The sequence below is a fragment of the Limnohabitans sp. Jir61 genome (assembly GCF_003063545.1).
Classification (GTDB): Bacteria; Pseudomonadota; Gammaproteobacteria; order Burkholderiales; family Burkholderiaceae_C; genus Limnohabitans.
On sequence record NZ_NESD01000003.1, the window covers coordinates 145,289 to 158,822 of the forward strand.

The 13,534-nt window shown below is 55.0% G+C and carries 10 protein-coding genes and 1 pseudogene; 8 read left to right on the forward strand and 3 right to left on the reverse strand.

Annotated features, from left to right (window positions below):
* Positions 1-3 precede the first annotated feature (3 nt).
* The 6 genes and pseudogenes from B9Z35_RS10520 to B9Z35_RS10545 all read left to right on the forward strand — a co-directional run.
* Entirely contained in the window at positions 4-1,404 is a 1,401-nt protein-coding gene (locus B9Z35_RS10520) for an aminopeptidase P N-terminal domain-containing protein (protein WP_108283661.1), read from the forward strand.
* Positions 1,405-1,804: 400 nt separating this feature from the next.
* Positions 1,805-2,293 (forward strand): rubrerythrin family protein, encoded by a 489-nt coding sequence (locus B9Z35_RS10525; RefSeq protein ID WP_108283662.1) that lies wholly within the window; start codon positions 1,805-1,807, stop codon positions 2,291-2,293.
* Between the two features lie 33 nt (positions 2,294-2,326).
* Complete coding sequence (locus tag B9Z35_RS10530) at positions 2,327-2,506, forward strand: rubredoxin (protein ID WP_108283663.1); 180 nt, start codon at positions 2,327-2,329, stop codon at positions 2,504-2,506.
* A 48-nt stretch (positions 2,507-2,554) separates the two neighbouring features.
* Positions 2,555-3,685, forward strand: coding sequence for an FAD-dependent oxidoreductase (locus B9Z35_RS10535; RefSeq protein ID WP_233246545.1), 1,131 nt, complete (start codon positions 2,555-2,557; stop codon positions 3,683-3,685).
* Between the two features lie 151 nt (positions 3,686-3,836).
* Entirely contained in the window at positions 3,837-6,146 is a 2,310-nt protein-coding gene (locus tag B9Z35_RS10540; RefSeq protein ID WP_108283665.1) for an NADP-dependent malic enzyme, read from the forward strand.
* A gap of 177 nt (positions 6,147-6,323) precedes the next feature.
* A pseudogene (locus B9Z35_RS10545) lies at positions 6,324-6,713 on the forward strand (barstar family protein); the annotation flags it as partial.
* Positions 6,714-6,964: 251 nt separating this feature from the next.
* Here the strand turns inward: B9Z35_RS10545 and rsmA are convergent.
* The 3 genes from rsmA to B9Z35_RS10560 are packed head-to-tail and all read right to left on the reverse strand — an operon-like array spanning position 6,965 to position 11,526.
* Positions 6,965-7,723: a 16S rRNA (adenine(1518)-N(6)/adenine(1519)-N(6))-dimethyltransferase RsmA gene (gene rsmA, locus B9Z35_RS10550; RefSeq protein WP_108283667.1), complete on the reverse strand. Its 759-nt coding sequence runs from the start codon at positions 7,721-7,723 to the stop codon at positions 6,965-6,967.
* A gap of 12 nt (positions 7,724-7,735) precedes the next feature.
* Positions 7,736-9,049, reverse strand: a complete 1,314-nt coding sequence (locus tag B9Z35_RS10555; protein WP_158268142.1) for a peptidylprolyl isomerase — start codon at positions 9,047-9,049, stop codon at positions 7,736-7,738.
* A gap of 8 nt (positions 9,050-9,057) precedes the next feature.
* Positions 9,058-11,526 carry an LPS-assembly protein LptD gene (locus B9Z35_RS10560; protein WP_233246546.1) on the reverse strand — a complete coding sequence of 823 codons (2,469 nt, stop codon included), beginning with the start codon at positions 11,524-11,526 and terminating at the stop codon, positions 9,058-9,060.
* Positions 11,527-11,619: 93 nt separating this feature from the next.
* Between B9Z35_RS10560 and B9Z35_RS10565 the strand changes: the two genes are divergently transcribed.
* Positions 11,620-12,759 carry an aminoglycoside phosphotransferase family protein gene (locus tag B9Z35_RS10565; protein ID WP_370444126.1) on the forward strand — a complete coding sequence of 380 codons (1,140 nt, stop codon included), beginning with the start codon at positions 11,620-11,622 and terminating at the stop codon, positions 12,757-12,759.
* 2 nt (positions 12,760-12,761) lie between these two features.
* A complete protein-coding gene (locus B9Z35_RS10570; RefSeq protein ID WP_108283669.1) occupies positions 12,762-13,505 on the forward strand; it encodes a 16S rRNA (uracil(1498)-N(3))-methyltransferase in 744 nt (247 codons plus the stop codon).
* Positions 13,506-13,534 lie beyond the last annotated feature (29 nt).

The following is a 13,534-nucleotide window of genomic DNA, read 5'->3' on the forward strand; positions in this document are numbered from 1 at the left end:
GACATGACACACCCGATTGCACACGCCCAGATTTATGCCGCACGTCGCGCCCGTTTGGCGGAACAGTTGGGCGAAGGTGGCGTGGCCATCATTCCCACTGCGCCAGAACACGCGCGTAATCGCGACAGCGATTTTCCGTATCGCCACGACAGCTACTTTTATTACCTGACTGGTTTTACTGAACCCAATGCGTGGTTGGTGCTCGACGCCACAGGTCGCAGCACAATGTTTTGCCAGCCCAAAGACTTGGAACGCGAAATTTGGGATGGTTACCGTCTGGGGCCAGACGCCGCCGTGGCCGTGCTGGGCGTGACCGCCGCCCTATCGGTGGCTGAGCTGGACAAGCAACTGCCTAAATTGCTGGAGAACCAACACACGGTTTGGTATCCGTTCGCCACACACAAAGGGTTGGAAACCCGCGTAGACGGTTGGCTCAATGCTGTGCGAGCACGCGTGCGCTTTGGTGCGCAATGCCCTGCGCAACAGCGCGATGCTTGCGGCCCGCTGGATGAGATGCGCCTCATCAAAGACGCCCACGAACAAGACGTGATGCGTCATGCCAGCGCCATCAGCGCATGCGCCCACATCCGCGCCATGCAAACCAGCGCACGCATGTTGCGTGCAGGCCAAGATGTGCGTGAGTACCTCTTGGATGCTGAATTGCTGCACGAGTTCCGTATGCACGGCTCGCAGTTTTCCGCGTACACCTCCATCGTGGCGGCGGGCGCCAATGCCTGCGTGTTGCACTACCGCGCCGATGCCGCACCTGTGCGAGATGGTGAATTGGTGTTGATTGACGCGGGTTGCGAGTTGGATGGCTATGCCTCCGACATCACCCGCACCTTTCCGGCTAACGGTAAGTTCACAGGCCCGCAGCGGGACTTGTACAACTTGGTGCTGGCTAGCCAAGACGCAGCCGTGGAGGCGACAAAGGCAGGTGCGCGATTTGTAGATCCGCACGACGCAACCGTCAAAGTGTTGGCGCAAGGCTTGTTAGACCTTGGGTTGTTAAAAAAAGCCAAGCATGGCAACGCGCAAGACGTGATTGAAAAGCGTGCCTACTTTCCGTTTTACATGCACCGCACCAGCCATTGGCTGGGTATGGATGTGCACGATTGCGGCAGCTATGTGGAGCCGTCTGAGTTGGGTCAAACCAGCGAGCGCAAAGACCCGCTGTCGGGCGAAACCATCGTCAACCGGCCCAGTCGTATCTTGCGCGAGGGCATGGTGCTGACCATTGAGCCAGGCCTGTATGTGCGCCCCGGGCCGGATGTGCCAGAGGCGTTTTGGAACATTGGCATTCGCATTGAGGACGATGCCATCGTCACGGCTGGTGGCTGCGAGTTGATTTCTCGTGGTGTGCCTGTAATTGCTTCTGAAATTGAAGCGTTGATGCGTTCTTGAGTTCTCTTTGCACGGGCGGCGAGGTGCGGGTGGGGTGAGCCCGCCCTCCTCAGAGTCTTACGCCTCGATTGCGTCGGCCGGGCTCACCCCACCCACACCTCTAGTTCACGCGAGGCCTTTCAAACCTTGCTTTCTAGCTTGGCTGTGGGGCGGTGCGCGCGTAGGCGATATTCTGGCGCGCAGCGACAGCGAGCCCTAGTGCGTGCCGCCTCGCAGCCAAGCGGCAGCAAAGGCAAATGGCTTCGACAAACGAAGTGGCAACGCATCTTTCAGGGCAAGACAGACAAGACCCCTCGATAGCCCCTATCAATGATTTAGGAAATCTCAATTGGCCAAATCAATTAACTGTACCTATCATTCCTCCTGTCCCGATTAATTTCGTTAACTGAAGGAAATTCAAATGACTGCACAAACCCGCCCCGAAATCAAAACCATGGCCAATCTCGAAGCGGCCTTTGCTGGCGAATCGATGGCTCATATCAAGTACCGCTACTTTGCCAAGTTGGCTCGCGAGATGGGTGACGAAGAAACCGCCCGCACATTTGAAGAAACAGCCGATCAAGAAGTCATGCATGCCTTTGGTCACCTTGACTTGCTTTATCCAAAAGCAGAGATGACGCCCGCCAAAGCTTTGCAAATTGCGATTGACGGTGAAACCTACGAGTACACAGAGATGTACCCCACCTTCCGCAAAACTGCCGAGGCCGAAGGCCATGCGGCAGCGGTGGCCGAGATGAACGAACAAATTGAAGATTCCAAAGCGCACGCCGCGCAGTTCACCGCCACGTTGTTGAAAGCCCAAAAGCGATTTGCTGCGTTGGCCAAAGTGGAAGAGCGTCACGCCAACCATTACCAAGCTCAGCTCAACAAAGTTAAGGCTGCTGCCTAAGCCACACACCATTCACTTCAAAAAGGAACACTCATGAGTAACGCCAATTTCAAATCTTTCATCTGCATTGTTTGCGGTTTTGTGTACAGCGAAGAAGCCGGCCGTCCTGAAGACGGCATCGCGTCGGGCACCAAGTGGGCAGACGTGCCCGAAGACTGGGCCTGCCCAGACTGCGGCGTGGCCAAGGCTGACTTTGAAGCGGTTGAGTTTTAAGGACGCACCATTACTGCACAACGTCACCCAGATGGCCCAGTGGTGGTCGTGGGCTCGGGCCTCGCCGGTTGGTCGGCGGTGCGCGAGTTTCGCAAGCTTGACAGCATCACGCCAGTATTGATGATCACCGCGGATGCGGGCGACTTTTATGCCAAACCCACGCTCTCCAACGCGCTCGTGCAAGGCAAAGCCGCCGCTCAGTTGGTCACTACACACGCCGAAAAAATGGTGGCCACCTTAGGCGTTACTCTGCTACAACACACACACGTCACCGGCATAGATGTGCAGACCCAAGAGGTCCACACACAAAGCAAGGGTTCATTTGGTTACCGCCAATTGGTTCTCGCGACCGGTGCAAAAGCGATCCGCTTGAGCTTCACAGGTAATGCCGCGACTGAGGTGCTGTCGGTCAATTCGTTGGACGACTACGCCACCTTTCGTGCCAAGCTCAAACCGCAGGCTCGCGTGCTCATCATTGGCGCGGGCCTGATTGGCTGCGAGTTTGCCAATGACTTGGCAGCCTCTGGTTATGTCGTTGAGGTGGTGGATCCAGGTGCTTCACCTTTGGCGTCTCTCTTGCCCCTCAAAGCGAGCACTCAACTGCGCGAATCACTGGAAGCGCTAGGCGTGCGTTGGCACTTTGGCACATCGGCCTCGTCGATTGACCGTGTCAATGATGACTATGTGGTGGCGTTCGCCAGCGGTCAAACGGCTGTGGTGGATGTGGTGTTGAGCGCGGTGGGCCTGCGTGCCGACATGACTTTGGCACAAGCCGCGGGCTTGGCCACTGAGCGCGGCATTGTGGTGAACGCGCAGTTGCAAACCAGTACCCCGTATGTGTATGCCTTGGGGGACAACACGCAGTACGCCAGTGCCAGCGCGGGTGTGTCGCGCACCATGCCCTATGTGATGCCCATTATGGCGGCTGCCAGAGCCTTGGCCCAAACATTGACAGGCACGCCCACCGATGTCCAATTTGCATTGATGCCAGTGGCGATTAAAACGCCAGCTTTACCGTTGTTGGTTGCCCCCGCACTGCCTGGCATACAAGGCGCCTGGGTCAACGTGCAAGACGGTATCTGGCAATATATAGATGTGCATGGCCAAGTGCGTGGCTTTATTTTGAGTGGTGCGCAAACCTCACGTCGCGCCGAACAAGCCAAGTTGGTGACCGCTTAAGTTTGCTTTTGCGAATAAGTAAAAACCATTGCCACCTGCATAAGCACATCCACGCATAAACCGCCCTAGACACAGGCCTAAAATGAAATCACAAGCTCAGGCGGCGTGCTTTTGCAAAGCATGCCGCCTTTTGCATCACAAGGAGATTTCAATGAGTTCCAACGCCTCTCACAACAGCGCCGAAGCGCGCGCCGAATTACGCCGAGCCGCACTTGAGTATCACGAGTTCCCCACCCCAGGCAAAGTGTCGATTCAAGCAACCAAGCAGTTGGTGAACCAACACGATTTGGCGCTGGCTTACTCCCCTGGTGTGGCTGCACCTTGCGAAGAAATTGTCAAAGACCCCAACAACGCTTTCAAGTACACCAGTCGCGGCAACTTGGTGGCTGTTATCACCAACGGCACGGCCGTGTTGGGCTTGGGCGACATTGGCCCATTGGCCTCTAAGCCCGTGATGGAGGGTAAAGGCGTTCTGTTTAAGAAGTTTGCCGGCATCGACGTGTTTGACTTGGAAATTGACGAAAAGAACCTCGACAAGTTGGTCGACATCATTGCGTCACTCGAGCCCACTTTCGGCGGCATCAACCTTGAAGACATCAAGGCGCCTGACTGCTTCTACGTTGAGCGCAAGCTCCGCGAGCGCATGAAGATTCCAGTCTTCCACGATGACCAACACGGCACGGCTATTACTGTGGGCGCAGCGATTTTGAACGGCCTCAAGGTGGCTGGCAAAGACATCAAAACTGTCAAGCTCGTCACCTCGGGCGCTGGCGCTGCGGCCTTGGCTTGTTTGGGCTTGTTGCTCAAAATGGGCATGCCTCGCAAAAACATTTATGTCACCGACTTGGCTGGCGTGGTCTATGAGGGCCGCACCGAGTTGATGGACGAAGACAAAATTCAATTCGCCCAAAAAACCGATGCGCGCACCTTGAGCGACATCATCGACGGCGCGGATGTGTTCTTGGGTCTGTCAGCAGGTGGCGTGTTGAAACCAGACATGGTGAAAAAGATGGCATCCAGCCCCATCATCATGGCTTTGGCCAACCCCAATCCAGAGATCACGCCCGAAGAAGTGAAGGCGGTGCGTGACGATGCCATCATCGCGACGGGTCGCAGCGACTATCACAACCAAGTGAACAACGTCCTGTGCTTCCCCTACATCTTTCGCGGTGCCTTGGATGCAGGTGCGTCCACCATTACCGACGAGATGGAAATTGCCGCGGTGTATGCGATTGCTGAATTGGCACAAGCTGAGCAAAGCGAAGTGGTGGCTGCTGCCTACGCGGGTGAGACGCTGGCCTTTGGCCCTGAATACCTCATCCCCAAACCGTTTGACCCACGCTTGATGATGAAGATTGCCCCTGCAGTGGCTAAGGCTGCTGCAGACAGCGGCGTGGCCACGCGCCCCATCCAAGACATGGAAGCCTACATTGAAAAGCTGCAAGGTTTTGTGTATGCCTCGGGTTCCATCATGAAACCCATTTATGCAGCGGCCAAGCGCGCCACTAAGAAGCGCGTGTGTTTCGCCGAAGGCGAAGAAGAGCGCGTGTTGCGCGCGGTGCAAATCGTGGTGGACGAGGGCTTAGCCCAGCCCACTTTGATCGGTCGTCCTGCGGTAATTGCTCAGCGCATCGAGAAATTTGGCTTGCGCCTTAAAGAAGGCGTTGACTACCAAGTGGTCAACGTTGAGCAAGACCACCGCTACCGCGATTTTTGGCAAACCTATTACAAGATGACCGCCCGCAAAGGTGTGACCGAGCAATTGGCCAAGATCGACATGCGTCGCCGTCTCTCGCTCATCGGCACGATGATGTTGCATAAAGGCGAGGTCGACGGGCTGATCTGCGGCACGTGGAGTACACCACTGACCCACTTGAAGTACGTCAACGAAGTTATTGGCAACCGCAAAGGGGTGAGTACCTATGCGGCCATGAACGGCCTCATCCTGCCTGATCGCCAAGTTTTCTTGGTCGACACACACATCAATTACGACCCAACCGCTGAGCAATTGGCCGAAATCACGGTCATGGCGGCTGAAGAAATGCGTCGCTTTGGTATTCAGCCCAAGGCAGCCCTGCTGTCGCACTCCAACTTCGGTAGCAGCGACCAGCCATCCGCCATCAAGATGCGCGAAACCTTGGCCTTGGTCAAGAAAAAAGCGCCGTGGCTTGAGATTGATGGCGAAATGCATGGCGATGTGGCCTTGGATGGCCACGCACGCGAAGCGCAGATGGCCGACACCACGCTGATTGGCGACGCCAATTTGCTGGTCTTGCCTAATTTGGACTCGGCCAACATTGCCTACAACCTGCTCAAAACAGCAGCTGGCGGCAACATTGCCATTGGCCCAGTGCTGTTAGGTGCAGCCAAGCCGGTGCATATCTTGACTGCGAGCACCACTGTGCGCCGCATCGTCAACATGACCGCTTTGACTGTGGCGGACGCTAGTGCAGCAAGATAAAACAGGTTTTTCCTATCAAAATTAGTTATTTTTAATTAAATAACCCTTTAAGGGGCCCTCAGAATTGGTGGGCCCCTTGCTTTTTTGTTTCAATTCGAAGACACTTGCGCTTCCAAATTTTCGGGTTTACCCGAAGATTCATTGAATCTTTAGAAGCTTTAAGAACGGCTAATTTCCATGCCTTTGCGTACCGTCAAAACCAATATCGTTCAGTCCATCCGCGCTTTTCGCGTGCCTGATTTGCAAGAGGCTGCTCAAGGCCTTGGTCACCACTTTTTGTATGTGAATTTGGCTCAAGCCCAAAGCAAACAAGACATTTTGGACATCATCTCCAAAGAGTTCAATTTGGCAGCCACTGCCAGCAAAAACTTTGACTCGTTGTACGACGGCATGACCGACCCGCTGCACAAGTCTGGCCCACAGCCCGGCTTTATTTTGGTGTTGGAGCACATTCCAGCGCATGCCAAGTTCGACAAAGAAGCCCGCGAACAGCTGTTAGACATTTTCCGCGAAGCGGCAGACTACTGGTCTGATCGCAAAGTGGCGTTCCGTTGCTTCTACTCTTTCTCTGTAGCGCGTGCACCTTCTGCCGAAAAAGCGGGTGTGGCTGCTGAAGGTATCGAGTTGATGGAAGAAGGCGAAAAAATGCCAACCGACAAGTTGGTGGACGTGTCGCCTATGGCTTTGCGCATGAGTAGCCCGTTCAATGCGGGCTACTGGCAAACAGCAGCCTAATGGGTTCGCTGCTACAGCGCAGCGCAAAAATAAAACCCGTCGCAGGCAGCTGCTGACGGGTTTTTTATTGGGTGTTCGATGAATTAAAGGCTTTGCACCAGTGCCACGTATTCAGCGACAGGCACTTCTTCTGCGCGGCGTTGTACATCGAAGCTGCCCGCAAAGTTGCGACCTTCCAACCAGCGGCCCAAGGTGTGGCGGAGCAGTTTGCGCCGTTGGCTGAAGGCGGTTTTCACCATTTCTTCCATCAGCTTGACATCTATCTGCGGCGGCTGAGCCACAGGTACCATGCGCACCACAGCACTGTCCACGCGAGGTGGTGGGTCAAACGATTCGGGTGGCACAAACAACACGTCTTCCATGTCGTAGCGCCATTGCAGCATCACGCTTAAGCGGCTGTAGTCGCTGGTGCTGGGCTTGGCCACCATGCGGTCAATCACCTCTTTTTGCAGCATGAAGTGCTGGTCTTGCACCACGGCCACATGCTCAAGTAAATGAAAGAGGATGGGCGAGGAGATGTTGTACGGCAGGTTGCCCACCACGCGCAGCTTGGGCACGTTAAGGGTGGTCGCTAATTGTGTGAAGTCCACGCGCAGCACGTCAGACTCAATCACATTGAGATGCGGGTGCTCGCGCAGGCGAACGGCCAAGTCGCGGTCGAGCTCAATGACGTTGAGCTTGCCTAAGCGCTCCACCAAGGGCTGCGTGAGGGCGGCTAGACCTGGGCCAATTTCGACCATAGGGTCGTTTGGTTGCGGGTTGATGGCGTCAACGATGCCTTCAATGATGGCGCCGTCGGTTAAAAAGTGTTGGCCGAAGCGTTTGCGAGCAATGTGTTTCAAAGTGGGCTCGGCTTATTGCGGTGCGTCGCGGTATTCCACATAGGCGCGGCCACGCACTTCTTGGGCCCACAGTTGGTAGGTTTCTTCGAATTTCTTTTCACGCAGGCTACCGCGAGCCATGTCGCGTAATTCACGTTCACTGATCGGTGCTTCACGGCGTTCGAGCACTTGTATCAAGTGCACACCGAATCGCGAAATCACGGGGTCAGCGATTTGACCTAGTTGCAGCTTATTCATCACCTCTTCAAATTCGGGCACAAACATGCCAGGCGAGACCCAGCCTAAGTCGCCGCCATCAGGACCGCTGGCGTCTTGCGAGTGCTCGCGGGCAAGTTTGGCAAAGTCAGCCTTGCTCGCTTCGATTTGGCGTTTGTAATCAGCCAATTGCGCGCGCGCCGTTGTTTGGCTAAGTTGGCCGCCTGGGCGAAGCAAAATATGGCGTGCATGTGTTTGTGTAATAGTGACGACACTACTTGCACGCTTGGTCACCAGTTTTAAAACATGAAAGCCGGCGCCGGAACGAATCAGGGTGATGTCACCTACTGCCAATTTGTTTGTGGCTTCAACAAAGAGGGTGGGGTAGCGACTTGCAGGTCGCAGACCCATGAGACCACCTTTTTCACGGTCAGGGCTGTCGGAAAAATCTTTGGCCAAGCGCGCAAAATCATCACCGCGCTTTGCATTAGCGAGAACAGTTTGGGCCTTGCTTTGTAGTGCAGCAACCTCACTATCGCTGGCTTTTTCAGGGACTGCGATCAAAATATGACCCAGTTCTATGTCTGGATTTGTACCCATACTTGCATTCAGGCGTTCGCGGACCGCTTGATCAATTTCTGAGTCACTGATTTTGATGCGGCTTGGTACATTGCGTTCCGTTAGTCGTTGGAGCGTGAGCTGGTCGCGTAAGTTTTGTTGGAGACGATCGACGCTTGAGCCTTCAGTGATGGCCTTTTTATGGAGCTGTGCGACAGTGATTTGACTTTGCGCGGCAAGACGCTGTTCGGCTTGGCTGACGGCTTCATCTTCAATGGTGACGCCAGTTTCCTTTGCAAACTGCAATAGTGCCTTTTCAACAATCAAACGGTCAAGTGCAGCTTTCAACAAAGCTTCGCCTTCGGGAATGGCACGTCCCTGTTGCTTAAGTTGCTCTCGCAATTGAGGCGCTCTCGTGCGTACGTCATGATTGGTAATCGGAACGGAGTCAACCACGGCAACGATGAAGTCACGCCCGTCAATTTTTGCCTCGGTCAGGGTTTGAGCGCCGACTGATAGTGCGCACAGCAGGATGACTGCCGTCAGGTAAGAGCGTGTGTGTGTCAATATCATGGTCAACATCAATCGTAATTGCCAAAGCGGCTAGGGTTCATCGTTGGCTGACGCAAAGGTTGGTAGCGGGGCACGTTGGTACGTAAGGATCCTAATGCGTTAAAGCCAGCACGCGAAAACCCAACAAACTCCAACTGGAACAAGATTCGTTGTCGCGCTAGGCCATCTGCAATTTGCAAGCGTTCGATGACAGTTCGACTCAGCCAGCAACCTGCATCGTATTCGAAACCGACGATAGACTGAATGGCCGACTTGGTCACTAAATCGTAGTTCATGCGCGCAACGCTGTACCAGCGCCCTTCGCCTAGGCCGCGACCTTGCCCGTCATCGCTGTCTACGCCACGCCATAAATCGTGCAACGGCCATTGCCAACCCAGATCGAGTTGTTTGGAGACAACGTTAGAAGATTCGTCATTCTCTGTTCGCCAGGCGGCATTGATGACGCGATAGGACCCAGGGTTGTAATGCCCGCCAACGACGCGTCGTAAATAGTTATCGGTATGCGGGTTGTATTGAACAGTTGAATCAACGGCCCAAGCTCTAGACAAGTTCAGTGAGGCTCCAGCCAAAATGTCGCTCAGACCAGCCTTGGCAGTTGGATCATCAGGCATGACAACTTTTTGCTCTTGCATGCGCAAGCGCTGCGCTAACCCGAAACGCGCACCCTCTGCGCCAGTTTCGGGATCAATGAAGCGAGACGTTGCGCCCACGGTGAGCAATTTGCTGTCAGAAATACGGTCGTTACCGCCGAATGCATTTTCTGTAAAGATGCTGGCGAAGTTAAATGCGTTGCTACCCGAGTCATAGTTGGGCAGGTAGTTTTGGTCGCGATAAGGTGTATTGACGTAAAAAATACGCGGTTCAAGGGTTTGTGTCCAATTTCGACTGAAAAGTCGTTGGCTGCGCTCAAAGGCCATCCCTGCGTCCAAACTGAATGTGGGCGTGGTGACGCTTGCCGAGGTTTGACCTTGATGGCCATCGTAAAAAAGCGTGTTCTTCAAGCCACCGTCGAACTGATAGCTTCGACTATGAACTTGCATTTTTGGTGTGACATAACCGTAAGGTGTCACGAAAGGTCTGCTGAGTTGCACCAATGAAACGGCCCGATCTGCGTTTGGGGCGCAGTTGTAAAACAGTTTGCTAGAGCTGTTGGCGGAGGCAGTTGTGCAATCAATGTCTCGCGCAGAGGAAAAGCGTGTGAAATCTCCGTCTACGCTGAAGTCAAATCCACCAGCTAGGTTGTAGCGCTGAAGTCGAGCAGTTAGCTGTGGCAAACGATCAAACGGCGGTGTGATTCGGTTGCTGGTGTTTGCCAAGTCTTGCAAGGTTTGCCATTTTTGCGCGCGAATGCCTGTGGTGACAAACCCATCGGTCCAAGTTAGACCTGCATCGCTTGAAAGCAAGCGTTGCGCGCCTGCAGAGTTGCTGAGTGAAAAGTCTTTCCAATAGTTGTCGTCGCTGACTCGGTTGACGTTGAGGTTCAAAGTTAGGCCGCCGCCAGCAACGAAAGGGTTGATCAACCCAGTATGCGCGTAATTCATGCCCCAGCGACGGGCGTCGTCACGAAGTGAGTCTTTCTCCATGTAGTCAAAGCGCATCACGCCCTGGAATGGTGGGAGTGGAGGCATGCCTTCTAAATAACGCAGCTCGGTACTTAAATTAACGCCACGTTTGCTCCAGTAGGTGGGCGTGAAAGTGATGTCGCGGTTGGGGGCGAGATTCCAGTAGTAAGGCTGCGTGTATTCGAGACCACCAATGTTGTCCACACCAATGTTGGGAGGCAGCAAACCTGATTTACGCTCATCATTGAGCGGAAATTCCATTTCTGGAACAGGGAGGATGGGCACGCCTTTGAATCGAACGGAAGCCCCTTCAACGAGACCCGTGTTACGGTCTGTATCAATGGAAATTTTGTCGCCTTTGAAGAACCAATCGGGTACCCAGTCTGGGCCAGGTTTGCGCTGACAAGTGGTGAAGTTGGCGTTGTGCATCACCGTATGCGCCTCGTCAATAAAGTCGATACGGTCCGCCGAGCCGTAAGCGCTGTTCTTTAAGAGTTTGTAGTTGGGTTGAGTGAAGAATCCTTCAAATGCATCCAAATTCAAATCAAGCGCAGGCCCTTGGTAAACGTTTCCAGATAAGTTGATGTAAACATTACCTCTGGCTTTGGCAAGGTCGCTCACTTGGTTGTAATCGACTTTGTCGGCTTTTAACAAAAGCTCGCCACGTCGTAAGACCACTTGTCCATTAAGTAAGGTTTGCTGGTTGGTGCGCTCATTCAGCGAGTCACTTTGCAAAAATGTTGGGAGTTCTTTGCGCGACGCTTGTGGGAACGCCTCTTCCAATAAGCTGCTCGAACGAAGCACGAGGGGCGGTGTACCGGATACTTGGCTTTGCGCGACAGCATTGCCACTGAGCACGCTCATCACCAGCCATGACAAGGCATAAATTTGGCGGTGAAAATCAGGCAACTGCATGAAAAGGGAAAGACCTTCGATTGAACGACCCAGAAAGTAGCGAAGCCCGAAAAGTCGGGGCACTTGGGGCGGTTTGTAGAATTTAGATTATCCATGAGCACACCCACTATTTCCGAGCCTTTGGCCACATCTCCCCACATGTCTTTGCATCCTCCCATCGAATGGGCTCAGCCCGAACGCCAAGCCGCCTTTCATCAATGGCTAGAAGCCCAAGCCAGCGCCCACGGCGTGCTGCCCGTCACTGTGCGAGCCGCCTCGGCAGATGCCAGCTTTCGGCGCTATTTCCGTGTCGATACAGCTCAAGGTTCGTGCATCGTGATGGATGCGCCGCCCGATAAAGAAAATTGCGAGCCCTTTGTACGCATCGCCCGCCTGATGCTCGACGCAGGCTTGTATGCCCCGCGCATCTTGGCGTGGGATGAGCCCCAGGGCTTCATGTTGCTGGACGACATTGGCTCGCAAACCATGATGGACGTCATCAACCGTGACGACCCGCAAGCCAACCACGGCTTGTACATGCGTGCGGTGGATGCGCTGTTGATGCTGCAACAAAGTAGCCGCCCCGGCGTGTTGCCTGCGTATGACGAGGCCTTGTTGCAGCGCGAACTGTCGCTGTTCCCTGACTGGTACCTCACCCAGCACCGCCAACTGCAAATCGACAGTACCCAGCGCGAAATGTTGGACAAAACCTTCCAAACCATCGTGCAACGCAACCTGGCCGCACCCAGTGTGTACGTGCACCGCGACTTCATGCCGCGAAATTTGATGATGCCGCATGACCCAGCTGAGCAACGCTTGGGCGTGCTCGACTTCCAAGACGCGGTCTATGGCCCCGTGACCTACGACATCGCCAGCCTCATGCGCGACGCGTTTTTGACGTGGGAAGAAGACGTGGTTTTGGACGTGACCATTCGCTATTGGGAACGTGCCCGCAAACTCGGCCTGATGGACTTTGAAGACTGGCACAACGATTTCGGTGCGTTCTACCGCGCCGTAGAGTGGATGGGCCTGCAACGCCACCTCAAAGTGGCTGGCATCTTTGCGCGCCTCACCTTACGCGACGGCAAGCCCAAGTACTTGGCCGATGCGCCGCGCTTCATCAACTACATCCGTTCCACCGCCAGCCGCTACACAGAGCTGACGCCCCTGCTGCGTTTGATTGACAAGATTGAAGGCACAGAGCCCGCCATCAGCTTGGCCTTCCCACGCCTCACGCCCGGCGGGCGGGGCTAAGGATGGCCCGCTTTTATTGCCCGCTGCCTTTGGTGTCTGGCCAAGTGGTGGATTTGCCACCGACGGCTGCCCGTCATGTGCAAGTGCTGCGCATGCAGCCCGGCCATACCTTGACCCTGTTCAACGGCGAAGGCGGCGAGTTCAGCGCCGAAGTGCAACACATGGGCCGCAGTGATGTGCGTGTGGTCGTGGGCGAGCACCGAGACGTGGAGTGCGAAGCCGTGTGCCAAGTGCACCTCGCCGTGGGTATGCCTGCCAATGAGCGCATGGATTGGCTGGTGGAAAAAGCCACCGAGCTGGGCGTGCATCGCATCACCCCCTTGATGACCGAGCGCAGCGTGATTCGCCTGACGGGCGAACGCGCGGAGAAGAAACAAGCACATTGGCAGGCTGTGGCTGCAAGCGCGAGCGAGCAGTGTGGCCGCAATCGTGTGCCTGTGATTGACGCGCCTGAGCGTTTAGAGGCTTGGTTGGCGCGACAAACCGCTCAGGCGGATAGGGTGCATGGGGTGTTGTCGCTGCACGCGAGTACGCAGCCTTTGACCACCATGCACGGTGGAGCAGTTGCTGCCAAGACTTGGGTGCTGCTGAACGGCCCAGAGGGTGGCTTGACCGATGCAGAAGATGCCGCAGCCCGTGCCAAAGGCTTTGTGGCGTTAAGTTTGGGCGACCGCGTGCTACGCGCTGAAACAGCCGCTCTAGGTGCTTTGACCCTGCTGACTTTGGCGCAGCCTAGCGTTAGCTAGAAGCGTCCCACGGCCCTAGCGTCCCAAGG